Origin of the sequence: Nostoc sp. UHCC 0251, assembly GCF_034932245.1 — a bacterium.
Lineage (GTDB): Bacteria > Cyanobacteriota > Cyanobacteriia > Cyanobacteriales > Nostocaceae > Nostoc.
On record NZ_JAYGHD010000358.1, the window covers coordinates 1 to 19,840 of the forward strand.

Genomic DNA, 19,840 nt, shown 5'->3' on the forward strand with positions numbered 1-19,840 from the left:
CTGGGAATGTATTCAAAAGAGGCTCTGCCTCTTGTCAAGCTACTGGAGGCGGAGCTTCCCAGAATGGGTTCCCAGCCTCTAGGCTGGGAACCAGTCAGAGCAAGGGCTGTATCTTTTCTTAGTGCCATCGGGTAAGGGGAAATTCCACTCCTTTCCCCCACTTCTGCAAGAAGTCTATCAGTTGTGATCGTTTGAAAAGTTGCGTCAAGATTCACTTGACAATTCGGATGTTAGAAAAGCTACTGCTATGGGAAAACTTGAAATTAAGACCCTGTATCTAAAATTGATTTCACGATTTTTTTCAAGTTTGCGCTTACGATAATTGGAATCATTAATTTAATTAAATCCCATTCGGGATCGGAAATGCCTGTGAAATAAGCTTTTAGGCTGATGATATCGGATTTAAATACAACGACTGTCTTTTTTTTAATACCTGTCCTGGAAAATGATTGCAGTGCTCTTTATTTTTTATTTATAAACACCCTCTTAGTTAAGAAAAAATAAATTTCAGTAAAAACTACTTGGTCAAGCGTATCGTTTAATCAAGTTTAAAAATATCACTTAACTATGGTATGACAGTAGATTTACGTAAGTTTTTTCAGGCAACTAATCCCAGTAAGACGCTGGTTATAGCAAATACAGAAGACAGAAAGTATTACATTGACTTTTCGTCAGTACGAGGCGGCAAAATCATCGAGGAATTAAAAGATAACATCACATTTTTCTCTCCCGATGATCCGACCTGTGTTTTATTTACAGGCCATATTGGTTGTGGTAAATCAACAGAGTTATTAAGGCTCAAGACAGAACTGGAACAGGAAGAGTTTCATGTGGTCTATTTTGAGTCCAGTGAAGACCTAGAAATGGCAGATGTGGATATTGGCGATGTTCTTCTAGCGATCGCGTGTCGCATCAGTCAAAGTTTGGACAAGATCATACTTGAGGAACCCAGTAGACTAAAAAATTTGCTACAGGGAGCATGGAAGGTATTAAATTCTGAGGTGACAGGTATTAAATTCAAGGCTCCTGAAATACCTGGAATTCCCAAAATAGGTGATGTAAGTATCACTTCGGAAAACGAAAAGTTTTCTATCGCGTTTGGTATTGGTGAAATTACTACTACTGTGAAAAATGACGCAATGCTGCGGGAAAAACTCAACCAGTATTTGGGACCACAAAAAACTCAACTCTTGGAAGCAATTAATCAGGAACTATTAGAACCTGCGATTGCCAAATTAAAACAGCTGGGTAAAAAAGGGCTGGTGGTAATTGTGGATAATCTTGATCGCATAGATAGTCGCCAAAAGGCTTGGGGACGTCCACAACAAGAATACCTGTTTGTCGATCAGGGTGAGTATCTGACCAAGCTAAATTGTCATGTAGTCTATACAATGCCCTTAGCGTTAAAGTTCTCAAATGACTATGGGAACCTTACCCAGCGATTTTCAGAAGAACCTAAGGTGTTGCCGATGGTACTTGTGCAACAAGATGGTAAAGACTGTAAAGCAGGGATAAGCCTGCTACAACAGATGGTACTGGCGAGAGCTTTTCCAGATTTGGATGAAAAGCAGCGCTTGGAAAAAATATCAGAAATATTTGACAGTCCCCAAACCTTAGAGCGCCTGTGTCTTGTTAGTGGAGGACATGTTCGAGACTTACTAAGGTTATTGAATGCTTGGATTAAAAAGGAAAGACAGCTGCCTTTGTCTCGCCAGACTCTGGAAGATATAATTCGTGTTCGCTGTAGTGAGATGATCATTCCTATCTCCGATGATGAGTGGGAGTTGCTACGTCAAGTTAGGCAACGGAAAAAAGTCAGTGGTGACCAAGGATACCAAAAGCTCATTCGCAGTCGGTTAGTGTTTGAATATAGAAATAGCAATGAATTTTGGTTTGATATCAATCCGATTTTGGCAGAAGCCAAAGAGTTACAACCATGAGTGAAATGCACTGGTCAGATAGCGGAGTGTGGCAGGAAAATGCTATGGATGCTACTGCCTACAATAAGAATGCCTTGGAGGAACTAGCTTGGGCGATTGAAGCTTCTGTTGGTCAGTTCAAGCTGTTTTTGGTTCGTTGTAACTATACAAGCTTGCGATCACATCTAATAGAAAGCTTGCGAGAGCTTACCAACGTTAACATACGTATTCTTGAAGTAGAAAAATCTGAAAAAGCCTTCTACGGCAAGATTTATATGGAAGTAAGAGAAGAACAGCCAAGTGCTTTGATGGTATTTGGCTTAGAATCTGTGGATGATCTTGATCGTTTGTTGACTACAACCAATCAAGTACGAGAAGAGTTTCGGAAGAATTTTGATTTTCCACTTATTCTCTGGATCAATGATGAAGTCTTGAAGAAGTTGATGCAGCTAGCTCCTGACTTCGAAAGTTGGGCAATCACTACAGATTTTGTGATTGCCACTAGCGAACTGATTGATTTTATCAAACAAATTGCTCAACAATTCTTTGAGGGTAATTTAATTCTGGATATAGAAGCTACTCAAGAAATTAAACTAGCTTGTAATGATTTACAAGGTCGGGAATCAGTATTAGACTTAGAACTGAGAGCAATTATAGAATTCTTACTTGGTGAAGTTAAATATGTCGAAAGTAAAATAGATATTGCATTAGAACATTATCAAAAAAGCTTAGATTTATGGCAGAAAAATAACAATTTAGAGCGGCAGATAAAAGTACTTATTGATATTGCATTTTGCTACTATGTGAAAACTCCTCGGTATCGAAGAACAAATCACTCTAATTTGCAAGCAACGAAGCATTACGTTCAGCTAGCCTTTGATATATTTCAGCAACTGGAAAAACCAAATTTAAGTACCAGATCACTTCTTAAATTCGGAGATATTCTTCAAGATTTGCAAAAATGGCAGCAGTTGCAAATTTTTGCTCAGAAAAGTTTACAGCATCATCAATATCAAGATAAATCGATTGACTTAGCAATAGATTATGGCTTTTTAGCTGAAGTCGCTTTAGCACAAAAACGTTGGAATGATGCTTATCAGTTAGCCAAGAAAGCTTTAGATCAGTTATCCATAAGTTTTAAAATACAAACGTTTAATAATGCGAAGGATGCCTATGAATTAGATGATAAAAAATCTTTTCTAATTGACCACAGCCGATATTTATTCATTCTGGCAAAAGCACAGCAATATTTAGGTCAAAGTCAAGAGGCTGTTAGCAATTTAGAAGAAGCTAGAGGCGTAGGCAAGCCCGAAGAAAACCCCTGCTTGTATCTTGACATCTTAAATCATCTCCAGAAACTCTATTTTGAGCATAGACAATATATCAAAGCCTTTGAAATTAAACTAGAACGGCAATCAGTTGAGCAGCAGTATGGATTTCGAGCATTTGTTGGGGCGGGTCGAATACAGCCACAACGACAAGCAGAATTAGCACTGACGCAGGTTGAAACTCAGGAAAATGTCGCTCTAGAAATTACGGCTTCTGGTCGGCTGTTGGATGTGGAGCATTTGGTTGAGAGGATTGGTCGCAATGATTACAAGCTAATTGTAATTCACGGACAGTCTGGAGTAGGGAAAAGTTCGCTTGTAAATGGGGGATTGTTACCAGCGCTTAAGCAAAAAGCCATTGGCACCCACGATGCTTTACCTGTGTTGATGCGCGTTTACACCAGTTGGGTTGCAGAGTTAGGACAGTTATTAGCAGTAGCACTGGAGAAAAATGGGATACAGTTAACTGCTCCTTTGGATTCCACAGTAGCTATCTTGGCACAAATACAGCAAAGTGAGTCACGCAATTTGCGAACGATACTGATTTTTGACCAGTTTGAAGAATTCTTTTTCGTCTATCCTGCTCCTGCCGAAAGGCGACGATTTTTTGAGTTTCTGGGAGAATGCCTGAAAATTTTGCCTGTGAAAATTATCTTGTCATTACGGGAAGATTATTTACATTATTTGTTGGAATGCAATCGTTTACCCAGCATGGCAATTATTAGCAATGATATTTTGAGCAAGAATGTTCTCTACCCGTTAGGAAATTTTTCATATGCTGATGCCAAGTCCATTATTCAGCAATTGACACAGCGCTCTAATTTTCACTTGGAGCCTGGTTTAATTGACGAGTTGGTACAGGATTTAGCTGGTGAGTTAGGAGAAGTGCGACCAATTGAGTTGCAGGTTGTAGGAGCACAGTTGCAAACAGATAATATCACTACCTTAGCTCAGTATCGGGAACGTGGTCCTAAGAATGAATTGGTCAAGCGCTACCTGGCAGAAGTGATTGGAGACTGTGGTGCTGAAAACAAGCAAGCTGCTGAGTTAGTACTATACTTGTTCACGGATGAAAAAGGAACTCGTCCCCTAAAAACTCGTGCTGAAGTGGAACGAGATTTGCAGGCTCTTTCTTCAGCTGATTCGACCGCAGAAGTTAGCACATTAAATTTAGTATTAAAGATTTTTGTAGATTCCGGCTTGGTAGTTATTTTACCAGAATTACCAGCCGACCGTTATCAGTTGGTACATGACTATTTAGCCGCTTTTATTCGCCAGCAACAAGAACCGAAGTTAAATGAATTAATTGCAGAATTGGAAAAAGAAAGAGAGCATCGCCAAAAAGCAGAAGAACAGCGCAAATTGATTAAAGAGCAGCTAGAACAAGCTGAACAGGCCAAACAGAGATTAGAAGCAAAACTTCAAGAAGTAAGAAAAGATTTGGTGGCAGCAGCAGCGGAACGAAATAGTATCAATCGAGCGGTTCAAGAAGCTCAACTCAAGCTTCAAGAAGCCGAAGCCGCCTTTGAAAAAGCGATTGCAGGTACAGAATTAGAGCTAACAGGAATTAGAGTTTTGCGACAGTTCGAGTTTTCGCAGATAGAAGCATTATTAGCAGCAATGCATGCTGGGCAAAAGTTGAAAGGACAAATCAAAAATGGTTGCCCTTTTGACAAATATCCTGCACTTAGCCCATTGTTAGCTTTACAGCAGATTCTGAACAATATCCAAGAAAAGAATCGATTTTTGGGACATCAGGGTGGGATCAGAAGCGTTAGTTTTAGCTTTAATGGACAGTATCTGGCTACAGCTTCGGATGATGGCACTGCTAGGCTGTGGGATTCACAGGGCAACCAATTAATGGTATTCCAAGGGCATGATGCTATGGTCAGGAGCGTCAGTTTTAGTCCGGATGACCGTCGTCTAGCTACTACTTCAAGTGACTGCACTGCCAGGCTGTGGGATTTACAAGGCAACCAATTAGTAGTCTTTGAAGGGCATAAGTTAGAAGTCAGGAATGTCAGTTTCAGTCCAGATGGGCAGTATCTTGCAACGGCATCAGGTGACTGCACCGCTAGATTATGGGACTTGCAGGGTAATCAATTGATGATATTCCAAGGGCACCAAGGCCGCATTCACAGCATTAGTTTTAACCCGGATGGGCAACGTCTAGCCACTGCTTCAAGCGATCGCACTGCTAGATTATGGGACTTGCAGGGTAATCAATTGATGGTATTCCAAGGACATCAGGACTGGGTTATAAGCGCATGTTTTAACTCAGATGGGCAGTATCTTGCAACGGCATCAGGTGACTGCACCGCTAGAGTATGGGACTTGCAGGGTAATCAATTGATGATATTCCAAGGACATCAGGGCTGGGTCAACAGTGTTAGTTTCAGCCCTGACAGGCAGTATCTTGCAACGGCATCAGATGATGGCACCGCCAGACTCTGGGATTTACAGAGCAACCGATTAACTGTATTTCAGGGGCATCTAGATTGGGTTTATAGCGTCAGCTTCAGCCCGGATGGGCACTACCTTGCTACCAGCTCAAATGATTGCACCGCTAGACTATGGGACTTGCAAGGTAATCAATTGGCACTATTACAAGGGCATCAGAGCCGAGTCAACAGCGTCAGCTTCAGCCCAAATGGACAATACCTTGTTACTGCTTCAGATGATGGTACTGTTATACTATGGAACTTGAAGGGCAACCAATTAGCCCAATTTCAAGCGCATAAAGGTAGGGTGATTGCCATCAGCTTCAGCCCAGGTGGACAATACCTTGCCACTGCCTCAGGTGATCGCACTACTAGATTGTGGGACTTACAGGGCAATCAACTAGCCGAACTTCAAGGGCACTACAGTTGGGTCAGCAGTGTCAGTTTCAGCTCAAATGGGCAATATCTTGCTACTGCCTCAGGCGATCGCACTGCTAGATTGTGGGACTTACAGGGCAATCAACTAGCCGAACTCCAAGGACATCAGGGTGAGGTTTGGTGCATCAGTTTTAGCCCAGATGGGCAATACCTTGCTACCGCCTCAAGTGACTGCACCGCTAGATTATGGGACTTACAAGGTAAGCAATTAGTAGAATTTCAAGGTCATCAAGCTGGAGTCTGGAGCGTTAGTTTTAGCCCGGATGGACAGTACCTTGCTACTGCCTCAAGTGATCGTACTGCTAAAGTGTGGGATTTACAGGGTAACCAATTAGTGGAATTTCAAGGACATCAAGGTGTAGTCTGGAGCGTTAGTTTTAGCCCGGATGGACAGTACCTTGCTACCACCTCAAGCGATCGCACTGCTCGGTTATGGCGGGTTGAAAATTTAGAGCAACTATTGGTAAGGGGTTACAATTGGCTACGTGACTATTTGGCAACAAACACAAATGTTAGTGAAAGCGATCGCCACCTTTGTGATGAAATTGATAATTGCTAACTATAATGATTCTCGCTTGAGTGAAATACAAAATGCAATGAACACCAATCTAATTACCAGCTTAATTGTATAATATAAGATACAATTACGAGCTTTTTCTCCCCAAAATCAAATCTTCCTGAGTGACTTTTGCAAGAGGTCTAATACCTAATCAGATCATTTGGTGGGCGATCAGTTGGGCAAACAATCCCTCTTGTTGGGCAAGTTGGACAAACGTTCCGTGTTGCACGATGCGACCTGCTGCTAAGACGTAAATGCGATCGGCGTTGCGAATCGTACTGAGGCGGTGTGCGATTACAACCCGCGTCACCTTTAGCTGATCTAAACTTTGGCTGACGATTGCCTGGATGCGGTTATCGAGGGCACTTGTGGCTTCGTCAAATAACAAGATTTTGGGTTTGAGCACGAGTGATCGGGCAATCAGCAATCGCTGCCGCTGTCCCCCGGAAAGATTTGTGCCGCCTTCACTGATGATCGTGTGCATCCCCATTGGCATCATTTCAATATCGGCGGCAAAGCCCGCCATCCGGGCTGCTTCCCAGGCTTCATCCATCGAGATCAGGGCACCGCTAGCAATGTTCTCAAACAGCGGCGCAGACATTAAGCGACTATTTTGCAGCACCACACCAAGCTGGCGGCGTACTGCATTAACATTCAATCCGTTTAAGTCTTGCCCATCGTAATAAATGCTGCCCGACTCTGGCGTGTCGAAGCCCAGCAACAGCCGGAACAGCGTCGATTTGCCGCTGCCAGACGGGCCTACCAAGGCAATAAACTCACCCGGTTCCGCATGGAAACTCACATCATCCAGGGTTAATGGCCCGTCATCGCGATAGCGGAAAACCACATGGTCTACGAGCAGCTTGCCCACTAGTCGTCCCGGATCGGTTTTGCTAGCATCTACTTCAGGAATAGCACTCAGAATCGGTTTCGCGCGTTTCCAGAGTGGCAAGACTTGCAGCATATCGACCACCGTACTGCTCAAGCTGGTTGCACCGCTAATAAACGTGCCAAACGCCGCATTAAACGCCAGAAAAGTACCTGTGGATAAGCCGCCTTGAGGCTGAGATTGCTTCAGCAATGTAATGGCGAACCAAAACAGGGCAGCCGTTGTGATTGCAGGCAATACCTTGTTGATCACCGCCAGGCTGTCTTCAATCCCCTGGGTTTGCAGGATCAGTTTGATCTGCTGCCGATACTCTTTTGCCCAGTAGGCAAAGGCTCTAGACTCCGCGCCCGCTACGCGCAGTTTAGTTACGCCATTGATCAACTGCACCACCACACCAGATAGCTTGCCTTGGCGTTCTAGTAAAGGACGGATCTGGCGCAGCGTCAGGATGCCAGAGACGATCATCACTACGATGTTGACCAGCGCTACAGCCACGGCAATCAGCGCCAGTGGCATACTATAGAAGAATAGCAGCCCCAAATTGAGTAACGAAAACAGTCCAGAGAAGATTGTCTTAAGAACCGTGTTACTCAATTTTTGCTGGATTTGGCTAATTGCGCTGACCCGTGAGTTGAGATCGCCGATCGCATACTGACGAAAAAAGGATACCTTCAGGTTCAGCAGTCGATCCCACACTCCCGCTTGAATCGAGGAATTGGCAAAGGTATCCAGCCGTATAAGGGCAAACCCTTGCATAAGCTGGAATAGCGTGCTAGCAAAGGCGGTTGCCAAAAGTCCCAAGGCGATTTGCATTAATAAACCGCGATTGGCATCTGGAATCGCACTGTCAATCAAAATCGCAGTGGCTTGGGGTGTCAGCATTCCGAGTAGTGCCCCCAAAATGCCAGTACTCAAGATGATCAGGAGTTCCTTGAGATGCCCCCGCGCGGCAAATTGCAGCAGGCTCTGGGTTTTGAGGACGAGCGGTAGGGGACGATAGAAGGTGTAGCCGATGGAAGAAAGTGCCGCTGCACTGTGGATATCGACGGGAATGCGAGTTAAGGTTGACGGATCAAGCAGTTCGTAACGGGTGTCTGAAATGGGCAGTAGCGCCACAGGATGGTTATCTTCCAAGGTATATGCCAGAATTGGGCCGCCGTCTTTTTGCCACCAGTTGTCTCGCAACGTCACCCGCCGCACCCGCACCCGTGAAGACCGGGCGATCACCTCGATCGGGGCTTGCACTCGGTTTATATCTTCTGACTTGGCAGGTGGCTCAATAGCAATTCCTAGTGCTTTACCCACCGCCCCCGCCGCCATTAACAACATCTGATGCGGATCGGTCGTGTACGAACTATTCGAGAAGGGATCTGTGCTCTGGGGATACAGGATCGATGCCAGGTCTGCCAGGGTATTTTCCATCACCTGTCGGTTGAGGCGCTCTTTTTCCTCAAACAACGATGCAGTTGTAATGTCTGATTGAGTATCTTGATGAATCTCTGTTTGCAATCGCATAATTAAACCTCCTCAAGGGCTTCCCCTTGGCTGCGAATTAAGTGTGAGTATGGGCCTTCTACCTGGTTTAAAGCTTCGTGGGTACCGCGCTGCACCACTTTTCCCTGCTCCAAGACAATAATTTCATCACAATCGCGAATGGTACTAAGGCGATGCGCCACGATGATGCAGGTACAGCCGCATTGTCGGAGATTGTGATTGATGATGTTTTCCGTCTCAGTATCAAGCGCACTAGTAGCTTCATCCATTACCAACACGCTGGGATTGTTTACCAACGCGCGGGCAATTTCTAGGCGCTGTCGTTGTCCGCCGCTCAAGTTAGTTGCTCCTTCTAAAAGCACCGCATCGTAGCCACCGGGTTGCGCCAAAATCACCTCATGAATGGCAGCATGTTGGCAGGCTCGAATTAAGTCACATTCGGATACTGTCGAATCCCAAAGGGTCAAGTTATCTCGAATACTGCCGCCAAACAGGACAATATCCTGCTCGACAAAGGCGATCGCGGTCACAATTGCGGTGCGCGAAATCTCCGATCGCGGTTGGCCATCAAACCGAATTTCACCCTGCCACGGTTCATATAGCCCACAGATCAGCTTGGCAACGGTTGACTTGCCCGATCCACTGCCACCCACCAGCGCGACTCGCTGTCCCGGTTTGAGTGAAATATTAAAGTTTTCAATTAACGGCGGTGCAAGGCGGTTATAACCGAAGGTGAGGTTGCGGAGTTCGACATAGCCTTGAAGTTTGCTGCGACTTGCGAGTTGCGATTTTTTGGAATTCTGGGTGAATCCAGATTCGTATGCCAACTGCGGATCGAGCGGGTTTTGTAAGACATCATCCAGACGATTGAGATCCCCTTCCAGAACTTGCAGATCGCTGGCCAAACCGACAAGCGTATTAACAGGTTCCATAAACTTTTGCATCAATGCTTGAAATGCCACTAACATACCAATGCTGAGGATGCCATCCATAACTCTGAGACTGCCGATTACCAGCAGCAACATCGACGCGATCCCGGAAAGCAAAGATGGCAGCAAGTTCAGGGATTGGTTCGACAGGTTAAGCGCTTGCTGCACATTAGTGGATTTGGCGTAGTAGCCTGCCCAGCGAGCAAAGAAATCAGACTCTAACCCCGATGCTTTGAGGGTTTCCATACTTTGCAGTCCAGCGATCGCCACGCCGCTAACTTTGCCTTGCTCCTGCATTAGTTGCATATTGGCATCTATTTGTCGGCGCGAAACAAATTTCAAAGCCACAATGTTGATGATGACAAACGCAATGCCAATGGTAGTCAAAATCACATCATATTGCAGCATGACGATCGCATAAAAAACAACTGTCACAACTGAAATCAGAGTAGTCGCCAACTGTCCAGAAAGCATACCAGCTAAATTGTCATTTAGGCTGAAGCGGCTGCTAATTTCCCCAGCAAACCGTTGATCATAGAAGCTCACAGGAAGATGCAGCATATGCCACAGAAAGCGGCTCGACATGCCGACCGATAGCTTGATCTTCATCCGGCGTAGAAACTGCAACTCCAGCAACGTCAAAAATCCATTCAGGACGGCCGTAAACAGAATGCCAATGATCAGTGGTCGCAACCACTCCTCTCTGTTTTGCACTAACACATCATCCACAAATACCCGCAAGAAAGCCGCCATTGCCAACCCCGGAATCACCAGCAGCAAGCCTGCTAGTACACAGTAGGTCAATGCACCCCATGATCCTTGCAATCGCCCCCAGAGCGACAGCAAAATACTTGGTTTTTGTCCTCCTGGTCGAAACTCGGCTCCCGGTTCTAATACCAGTACAACGCCGGTGAACGCCTCCGCAAATTCGGTGCGAGAAACTGTGCGCGGGCCTGTGGCTGGATCATTGAGATAAACGCGCTTTTTACTGAAGCCCTCGACCACCAGGAAATGGTTAAAATTCCAAAATACAATGTAAGGACAGACCAATTTTGACACTGCTTCCAGGTCTAACCTCAGCCCTTTAGCCTCCATTCCGTAGCTCCGCGCTACACCTAAAATGTTAGCGGCTTTGCTGCCGTCCCGCGAGATGCCGCACTTGTGCCGTAGTTCAGCCAGGGGAACGATACGAGCATAATAGCTGAGGATAATCCCTAAAGCTGCCGCCCCGCACTCCACAGCTTCCATTTGGAGTAGCATCGGTGTGCGCCTGCGTCGGCGTACCCATTTCTGTTTCAGCCATTGTATCGGTACTGGCATCCACCTTTTGGCAAGTGCTTGTAATCTTGTTTTGAGATAGTGCAGTCGCATTTTAATAAACCCCTGTCCAGGATTTAAGAATCGGAAACACAAACGAAATCGGGGCGCGTTCTTCCACGGTGACGCGCACCGTCGTTGGAGTACCAGAGGTGATTTTTTGGCGTGGCCCCCTGGAAGATGACCACTTCCAGCTACTGAAGGTGGATGGATCAGGCTCAAGCGTAGCAAATGCTTCCAGTTGTGGCCCTTGAGCTAGCAACCCTTTGACCACTTCGGCACTGCCTACCGACCGGACTGCGCCCTCTTGCGTGATCGGAAAGGTGGAAATTTCACCGATGGTGCCGACGATGCCCCCAAATTCTTCTCGCTTGACTGTGGTGGGCGTAATTTGGAGTTTCATTCCTGATTTCAGCTTTTTGCCCTCCCCAGCGGGGAAGAAAGCAACGCTCATGAGTTTGCCACCAGGGTCTTGCGCCTCGATCGACCCGATGGCGGTTCCTTGAACAATCAGTTGTCCGGGGCTTGCCGAGAGTTCGATCACCTGTCCGGTATAAAGGCTGATAATTTGGCTGGTGTTTTTGAGTTGCAGTTGCAGTTGAGCAATTTCTCGCTCTGTTTCCTGTATCTCTTTTTTACGATTGGTTAACGCATCCAAATCTTGTTGTGCTTGACTAGCTTTTTTGGTGTCCAGTTCTTTCAACTGAGCCTGAATATCTCGAATGGAGTTGAGGTTCTCTAGATATTGCCGTTGAGCATCCGCTTCTTTCACATCCAGTTGTTTCAGTTGGGATTGGGCATCATTAACTTTGGCTTCTCCATCAATCAACTCTTGCCGTGATGCAAGCACGGTATCGCCAGAAATTACCCCTTCTTGAAATAACTGCTGACGAATCTCGTATCGCCGTCTGAGCGTGGGTAATAGGTCACGGATGGTTTGCAAGCGCTGCTGGAGGTTGTGGCGATCGCTATGAATGGATTCTAAACCCTTCTCACGCAACAGCACACTGACTGTTCGCGCCGATTGCAGGCTGTTCTCCAAGTTGAATCGGTGTTGTTGCAGGACGACTTGATCTAACCCAATCCGTTGCTGTTGCAGGGCGCTGGCATTGCTATCCTGATATTGAAGTTGCTCAAGTTTAGCCCGCGATTGTTGCAGTTTCTTTTGCAGCTCCGCCTGGTCGATTGTCGCAATCACCTGTCCTTTTTTAACGACATCGCCAACGCGAACCTTCAAGGTAAGCAGCCGTCCCGCCCCTAGGCTTTGCAATGCCACTACTTTACTTGGAAAAACTAACATGCCCTGTCCGTTGACTGTGACTGGAATCCGACCCACTACGCTCCAGAACACCACACTGATGATTAATGTACCGAACGCTGCCAGGGGAATCCATTTCTGAAAGCTGACAACTTGCATGATTTGATCTAGTCGTTCAGGCGATGAAATTCGCTCCAATGCTTCTTTGCGGAATAGATGATGCTTTTGCGTAATCATGGGAGCATCTGTTGAGGAATAGTGAATTTTCTAAATTTGTCTTGTGATATCGAGTTAGTAACTCAATACCTTCGCCAATTTACGATGCTGAGTTGATATATTAACGCCCTGTTCTCAAAGGTTTAGCAAAAACAATAAGTCCTAAAAATTCCTTCAAGATTTTCCGCCAAGATTTTTTAAAATATTGACCGCAGTATCAAGGGTTTGAGCTTCCAAACTATCTTGTAAGCTAAACGCTTATGTATGAGTAATTTTGCTATTTTCACCAAAATTTTTGTAGGCTCTTATTTTGCCAAGGGTATTTTAACTGTCAGCAATTTGTTTGAAATGATGCGGTTGCAGCTAAACAATTTGAGTAGCCGGAATCTTAACTGGATGCTGAATCAAGTTTTTTGAGGATATTCGGCTTTCTTCAATAGCAATCATGTAGGGAAGCATTCGCTGGCGGACAAAACTCACCATTGCTGGATAAACAAACGGAACAGTCCAAATTCCAAATAGAACTTTGGCATCAATTTGAAGTTGAATTGCATTTGCAATCAGTGAAATATAACGCCCTGCCTTCTGTAAATCTGGTCTAACAAATCCAGAGGTATATCGGATTGTTTCAGGATCTAGGCGATGAGTGATAATCCAGCCAACTACATCTCCTTGGTAACGTAGCCCCAAGCTATTGAGAGGTTCAAGATTTTGCTCATGCTGAAACGGCATCAACTGTGATGGAATCCAAGAGTTTGTTTGTTGCTCAAGCGCAGTGCGATCGTCCTGGGTGATTTCTTGCCAGGGAAACAAACTGTAGCTCGCAGGTAAAGCAGTCCGCTTCATCCAGGGTGCGTTTATCATACTGCTATAAGTAGATTTACCTACTAGCATTCGTGGCTGGGGAGAATTCCAATCGCAGATTTCTAGCAACCGCTCCAGCGCAGGTGTTGTTGTTTTACCTGTTGTGTAGACTAATTCTAAATGTGTACAACCCTGAGATCGTAACTGTGATTCCAATCGTCTCAAAAGGGCTGTACCAATTCCTTGCCGTCGGTAGAATGGGGCTACAAAAATAGAAAGCACCTGAGCTAATTTACCATTCGGTTGAATTTCTGATAACGCAAGACCAATTGGTTCGCTCGCATTAGAAGCCGCGATCGCCACGATTGAACTTCCTGGTTTTAAGACTTGCAAGTGAGGGCGAAATAATGGAAAAGTAAATGTTTGATAAGCCAATGCTTCAAAGGGTTTCTCTAGAAGATTTAGAGTGTACATTTTACAAACACTATCTATATAGTTTTTAATAGTGAACATCCAAGCTGAAAACTAATTTTGTGTGGCTTCCCTCATCAAATCTTTTAGTTGGCACTGGCCCATCCCCATCCGCCAAATTGTGGTATTGGTTGGATGATATTGCCATAGCGACGTTGGGCTTGAATCTCCAAAGTTGTCTGAGCCAATTGATCGGGGATTGAGATTTGATAAATGGATTCTACTGGCTCGGCAATCACTTTCCAAACATGATCGTAAGCTGTTGACATCTGGCGAACTTTTTCCCGTACACTCTGTGCTGGCTGGTAAAAAGCCTGTTGAATGACTTCATACTCTTTGGAATACTGTTCCTGAACTGTCTGTTCATCAATCATTTGAGAAGCGATGCGTTGTAGCTTACTGTCTAAGTGGCATTTTTCCCCTAAAAATCGAGTGTACCGATTGCGACCAAAACGAATCGCTATCGACATCCCCGTTGTTAAATACTCTACGTAATGCCACGCCGCTGCTGGAAAAAACAGAGCTTCACCAGGATTGAGGATGCATTGCACACCACCTGCATAGGCAATGAAAGCGTCTTTTTCTGCCTCGCTCAAATGTTCTAGGCACACCATACTCCAGTGCTGATTTGGAACTAATTTGGGAGCAGCATTGGCTGGAATGATCACAATCCGCTTACTGCCACAAACTTGGTAAAACAAAACCTGACGAAAATCACCATCAAAGTGTAGATGAGCATAATTTCCAGCATTGCCCAAAAATAGCCGAGTCGTCAGATCGTCCCGATCTCCAAATTGGCAATATTTGGGTATTGTGAATAACATCTGAATTTCATCTGGTAAAGCATTTTCTGAGCAGAGTAGAGCGGTTTCTGGCTCTTGATCGATGAAGTCGAGATAGTCACCTAGCATCAGAGAGCGAGCAGGTTCAAAACTAGCATTCGTTTGAGCCAGATGATAATGTCTGATACCTTCGGAAACCATGAGTGGAATTTCTCCTAGCTGCCGACGCACACTCTCGATATTCGCTAACTTTTGAATTGGTTGATCTTGGAAAAGATTGGTCAAAATAACGGGCTTTCTCTCAAGCAAAAAATCTTGCTCAAACTCTTCCTGTGAAAGATATGCTCTGCGAGGAATTTGTTCAAACCGTTCCTCAATCATGATGATGTCCCCATTCGCTATATTGCTTGAGTTCAAGATAGTGTCAGAAAACGAGACGTTTTCTGCGGTTCTAAAAGTGCTAGCAATGCTAGTCCAATACCCGCTACGCCATCGGAAAGACCAGGAATAATTGATCGTGCCGAAACTGAATGCAGTTTCCAAAATCCCTGTTGTTCGTAAAACTCGATCATATTGTTGCTAGCCTTTGCTGCTGCTTGATACAGTTCGGGTCGGTTGAGACACACCCCCGCATTAATCAAGAAAATAATTCGTCCAGCCTCCCCGCAACACAGGTGATGTCCAACTAATCCGAGATGACGCAAAGTGGCTTGACACGCCGCATCAATCTCTGGGATTAAATCGCCATCATTCCAACCATCTAACATAGCTAGACGAGCTAAACCAATTCCTGGAGCACCAGCACACCAGCCCGTCATAAATGAGGGGCTATCCCCTGTATGTTGCAAGTTACGCCAGTCTTGCTGTTCTCGATCGTAATGAGACCGTTCATAAGCTAGAGCCTTACGAATCGCCACTTTCAGGACGCGATCGCCCGTCAAGCGCTCCAAGCTAAAGAGTGCATAAGCAATTCCCGCTGTGCCATGAGCCATTCCGATTAGAGGTCGTGAAGCAATAGGAACTTTAAAGCCACCCGCATGGATACCATCTGCCACTTGATACACCAGCATCCCTTTCGCAACCGCTTGTGCTCTCTCTAAGATTTGCGGGTCTGGTATATGTTGATAAAGTTGCACTAATGTGACCAGAGCCGAGGCTGAACCATTGAGGAAGTCTGGGTCGGCGACCTGTCCCCATTCTTCGACGCTTATTTCTTTGATCAGATCCTGTGCCAGTTCCAGGCAAGATTGATCTCCTAAGCGATCGCGACACACCAACAACGCATAGATGACCATTGCCAATCCATTGCACCCTTTTAAGTGGGGGGACATGAAAAAGGGATGGGTGTTGGCGTGGTGGCGAATTGCCACAGCCGCAGTCTTAGTTGTCTCTATCGCCAGAGTTGCCCAAGCGCTGTTCCCCATATAAGCCGCTAAGTTCGCTAAGAAAACAGCCGTACCCGCAGATCCTACACTAGACCAAGGGACTGGATTCACTAAAGAAGTCAGCGAACTATAGTTACGTTTACTCTCGATAGTTAGCCAGCTAATGCCATCCGGATGAGTGACTGCTAGTTTGCTAAAGGTTTCTCCCAGAATGTTTAAATGTTCACGAATTCGAGAAGTTGAAGCCTGATCGGGTTCTAATCCGGTTTTGGGCGCGTTCGGGTTCTGTGCAATAGACAGTGGAACTCCACTAGGCGTGAAAAACATTTCTAGAGAAGCCCGGATTAATTGCTTCTGCCAGTCTAAGTCAAGTTCGCAAGCCGTCTTTATCTGCTGCTGAATGAGTGTGTAACTGCTATGCTCGTTAACCGATGCAACACAAACTCTCCCCTGAGACATCAAGTAACATCCAGAAGTCGATCCTTCAAAATAGGGGATATCCTGCTGCCACAACGACTGTTTTTCAGCCGCTAAAAGTTTGAACCAGGGCTGCATCTCCTGTTCGCGATCAATCCGACCGTCACAGAGCATCTCCAAGGCAACATCATACGCCTTACCGCTCGTTAAATTGTCTGGTGCTGTCAACCAAAACAGCAATCTGGCATATTCTTCTGTGTTCCTCACTAAAACTCTCGTGGGAAGATATTGGAATGCTGCCAGTGGGCTATCTTCACTCAAAAGAAACTCTTGATGAGCCAGAAACGTTTGATAGGTACACGTAAAGCCCGCTAATACCTGGTCTAAAAAAGGTTGCATTCCGACGGAGCGCCCTGCTAATTTAGGCAAGCAAGTTGCAGGTCTAGGCAATACATATTCATACTTCAAGCCCATTTGGGTCGTACCCAGATGCTGCCAAGTCCACCATTGAGTGGGCAGGGTTTGACGTTCGTCTCTACCTGCAATCCCGGTCATGGCGATGATTTCCTTGCCAGCATTACCCGACTGCCAGCGCGGTAGCATTGAAGTGAAAGCAACTGAATCAGTAATTGGTTTCCAATGCATTGGTAACGCTTCTACTTCCTGGGAAGTGGTATAGCTAAGGGCAAAGGAACCAATCGTTTCTAAATCGATCGGAATGGGATAAGCGCCAGCAGCAATGAAGTTATCCTCGTGAAAGTCGTTGCCGCGCAGCATATAGAACAGAGCTAAGTGTGCGCCTTGCCGCTGGTAAAACTGCGCGACCTGTTCATGGTCTTGACAATCGGCTGCTTCAACCCAATTAACCCAACCGTAGCCCTGCCTAGCCAATACTGGGGCTGCTTTCAGTAAGGGAGTTGTTGCCGTGCGAGCAAGCCACTCTAGTAACTGATGATAAGCTACGTCTATGGCTAAACTCCGAGGTTTGTAAGCAAGTTTTAGACCGGAGCTAAACTGAATCAGCCAAACCGTTTGACCCCCCGCATGGGGATCGGAAAGACCAGCTTGCACGATCGCGACCTTACCAGGTTCTTTTCCTTGTCCAAACGTTGCTGCGATGTCGGCGCGATCAGCAATTAAGCGTTGCAACCATTGAACACTGTTCTCAATGGCTTGGTTTGTAACGGTCGCTAATAACCGCCCTAGTACCGGGTAACGACACAATAGGCTAAACAGACCTTGTGGGGTTCCCAGAAGCCGGCTAACGTAATCTTGATACCGCTCTTGAGTGGTTTCGCCTATTAATAACCTCAACTGGTCTTGATGTTTAACTTCATACGCCACCGTTCTGCCACAGAGCGTAGATAGGCGAGAGAGGAGATCGTGAACTAATGGTGCGATCGCTGATGGTTCTAACTGTGATCGCCAATCTGGACAAGCCAATGTGAGATGATCTAGGTAGTAGGAGATAAAAGGATGCAGAAATTCGGGAAACTGAAGTTCATTACTCGTTTGAATATCTGCTAGCAAATTCTTGACGGCTAAAGACGGGGGATAGGTCGCTGGATTTAGAATTTGACCTAATTGGATCGCCCAGTCTGGTAACTCTTGCGGCTGAAGATGGCACTGAATTTGCAGTTTATTGAAGGCAGTTTCCCGCGTTAACCCCATCAAGGCAAGTCGGCGATCGAAGTTGCCTTTGTCACTAGTTCGGAGTCTAATCAGGTCTTCCCATCGCGTGAGTAGTCGTTGAGCTTCTTCGCGTTCTTCAACGTTGGAGGGATAGGCAGGATAATCGTCTAACTCATCGAGGCTCAAAGCGCGTTCAGTCAAGCTGATTAATTCTTGAATGGAAATTGTAGCACGATCGGGATTGCTGCTAACCTTACCTCGCCGATCTTGATAATCTTGTGTCCTAAGCATGAGTTCTAACCTTTGAGAAGGTACTAGAGGCTTCTCAGGCAATTATTAATCACCTGAGAAACTCCTCAGAAACTAAAAACTGCTGTTGAGGTCTAAATCGATGCCCCCTACAGTCTTAATAACAGCTTAGGTATTAGCCGCAACCGACGAGGCAATAGCCGCTGATCCACCCGCTACACCACTAGCTACCGCAGCTATCGGAGTAGTAAAGGCGGCGGCAGCGCAACCAATAGCGGCACCTCCAGATGTGCTTCCACAAATAATCGCTTGGTCTTTATCCGAAGCCTTACCACCAGCCACTAATTCCAAATCTGCATCGCTGAGTTCGGAGTTAAAAGGGTTGACGGGTAAAACCAGGTGTTTCACCGTGGGTGTATCTTCGTAAACTCGAATCTCCAATGACATTGGCAACATCAAACCCATTGCTTGGGCGATCGCAGGCTTGGGATCGCTCAACAGTTTGGTTTTGAATGTTTCATCTGCCAATGCCAGCTTCATCACTTTCCCTGCTACTGGCTCAACTTCCTCCAGATCCACTCCTTGGGGGATTTCGCTTGCCTGCGGCAAGACATAGTTCATCAAACTAGATGTATCTTCATGCACTTGCACCTCCACAGAATTGGGAAACTCTAGCCCATATTCAGCTAGAACAGATTTGGGATTATTCAACAGTTTGGTTTTCAGGGATTCATCAGACCAAACTCTAGCGATAACTTCTTGAGCTGTTTGGATATTTGTGATCGTCGTCATGGAATGTCTCCTAATTAATGGTTTGTTTGAACAATAACTCTGCCAATTGATGAGGGTGAGTTAATGATGCCTTCACTATTAACTCCCTTCTCTCTGAGGTTGGGCAAAAATAATAAGTGCTAAAAATTCCTTTTAGGTTTACCCAAGGTCTTTTTAACGTATTACCCGTAGCATAAAAGTTTTGACAGTCAAAGCTACCTTTTAAGCTAATTCTCTGCGTTGAGAAATAGAGTTTTTTGGTAAATACAAGGTCTGGTTTGTTTGCCAACCATCAACCTATTTCTTAATACCAATAATATTCTTTTGTGATTGGAGTGATAATTAACTATTTTTAGGTATTTATCAATTAAATATAAGACTACAAAAGTGTTGAATGGTAATAAAAATTCAATAAAAATAGCCCAAATTATGTTAAATTTTGGGCAAAAGATTAAGGTATATCTATTTGATAGCGATTATAACAGGACTTACGCAAACAATAGCCGAAACCCTTATTTTCACGTAGGGGCAATTCATGTAG

At 45.3% G+C, this 19,840-nt stretch carries 9 protein-coding genes; 2 read left to right on the plus strand and 7 right to left on the minus strand.

Annotated elements, in window-relative coordinates; translation table 11 throughout:
• The first annotated feature begins 572 nt into the window (after window positions 1–572).
• Complete coding sequence (locus VB740_RS30260; protein ID WP_323203535.1) at window positions 573–1,940, plus strand: ATP-binding protein; 1,368 nt, start codon at window positions 573–575, stop codon at window positions 1,938–1,940.
• On the plus strand, window positions 1,937–6,685 hold the full coding sequence (locus VB740_RS30265) for a hypothetical protein (RefSeq protein WP_323203536.1): 4,749 nt from the start codon (window positions 1,937–1,939) through the stop codon (window positions 6,683–6,685). Before VB740_RS30260 ends, VB740_RS30265 begins: the two co-directional genes overlap by 4 nt.
• Window positions 6,686–6,836: 151 nt before the next feature.
• Here VB740_RS30265 and VB740_RS30270 read toward each other — a convergent pair whose 3' ends face one another.
• The 7 genes from VB740_RS30270 to VB740_RS30300 all read right to left on the minus strand — a co-directional run bounded on the left by VB740_RS30270 (window position 6,837) and on the right by VB740_RS30300 (window position 19,320).
• The gene (locus VB740_RS30270; protein ID WP_416290943.1) at window positions 6,837–9,089 is read right to left on the minus strand and encodes an NHLP bacteriocin export ABC transporter permease/ATPase subunit; all 2,253 of its coding nucleotides are present in this window, start codon (window positions 9,087–9,089) and stop codon (window positions 6,837–6,839) included.
• 2 nt (window positions 9,090–9,091) lie between these two features.
• Window positions 9,092–11,245: an NHLP family bacteriocin export ABC transporter peptidase/permease/ATPase subunit gene (locus VB740_RS30275; RefSeq protein ID WP_323203543.1), complete on the minus strand. Its 2,154-nt coding sequence runs from the start codon at window positions 11,243–11,245 to the stop codon at window positions 9,092–9,094.
• A 124-nt stretch (window positions 11,246–11,369) separates the two neighbouring features.
• The gene (locus tag VB740_RS30280; RefSeq protein WP_323203537.1) at window positions 11,370–12,809 is read right to left on the minus strand and encodes an NHLP bacteriocin system secretion protein; all 1,440 of its coding nucleotides are present in this window, start codon (window positions 12,807–12,809) and stop codon (window positions 11,370–11,372) included.
• Between the two features lie 342 nt (window positions 12,810–13,151).
• The gene (locus VB740_RS30285) at window positions 13,152–14,066 is read right to left on the minus strand and encodes a GNAT family N-acetyltransferase (RefSeq protein ID WP_323203538.1); all 915 of its coding nucleotides are present in this window, start codon (window positions 14,064–14,066) and stop codon (window positions 13,152–13,154) included.
• A gap of 83 nt (window positions 14,067–14,149) precedes the next feature.
• A complete protein-coding gene (locus VB740_RS30290; RefSeq protein ID WP_323203539.1) occupies window positions 14,150–15,226 on the minus strand; it encodes a cupin-like domain-containing protein in 1,077 nt (358 codons plus the stop codon).
• 32 nt (window positions 15,227–15,258) lie between these two features.
• Window positions 15,259–18,570 carry a type 2 lanthipeptide synthetase LanM family protein gene (locus tag VB740_RS30295; RefSeq protein WP_323203540.1) on the minus strand — a complete coding sequence of 1,104 codons (3,312 nt, stop codon included), beginning with the start codon at window positions 18,568–18,570 and terminating at the stop codon, window positions 15,259–15,261.
• A 126-nt stretch (window positions 18,571–18,696) separates the two neighbouring features.
• Entirely contained in the window at window positions 18,697–19,320 is a 624-nt protein-coding gene (locus tag VB740_RS30300; protein ID WP_323203541.1) for an NHLP leader peptide family RiPP precursor, read from the minus strand.
• Window positions 19,321–19,840 lie beyond the last annotated feature (520 nt).

Bases quoted from the DNA above. Each gene is read 5' to 3' on its own strand.
- VB740_RS30265 (WP_323203536.1), top strand. From the start codon at position 1,937: ATGAGTGAAATGCACTGGTCAGATAGCGGAGTGTGGCAGGAAAATGCT.
- VB740_RS30285 (WP_323203538.1), bottom strand. From the start codon at position 14,066: ATGTACACTCTAAATCTTCTAGAGAAACCCTTTGAAGCATTGGCTTAT.
- VB740_RS30270 (WP_416290943.1), bottom strand. From the start codon at position 9,089: ATGCGATTGCAAACAGAGATTCATCAAGATACTCAATCAGACATTACA.
- VB740_RS30290 (WP_323203539.1), bottom strand. From the start codon at position 15,226: ATGATTGAGGAACGGTTTGAACAAATTCCTCGCAGAGCATATCTTTCA.
- VB740_RS30280 (WP_323203537.1), bottom strand. From the start codon at position 12,809: ATGATTACGCAAAAGCATCATCTATTCCGCAAAGAAGCATTGGAGCGA.
- VB740_RS30260 (WP_323203535.1), top strand. From the start codon at position 573: ATGACAGTAGATTTACGTAAGTTTTTTCAGGCAACTAATCCCAGTAAG.
- VB740_RS30275 (WP_323203543.1), bottom strand. From the start codon at position 11,245: ATGGAAGCTGTGGAGTGCGGGGCGGCAGCTTTAGGGATTATCCTCAGC.
- VB740_RS30295 (WP_323203540.1), bottom strand. From the start codon at position 18,570: ATGCTTAGGACACAAGATTATCAAGATCGGCGAGGTAAGGTTAGCAGC.
- VB740_RS30300 (WP_323203541.1), bottom strand. From the start codon at position 19,320: ATGACGACGATCACAAATATCCAAACAGCTCAAGAAGTTATCGCTAGA.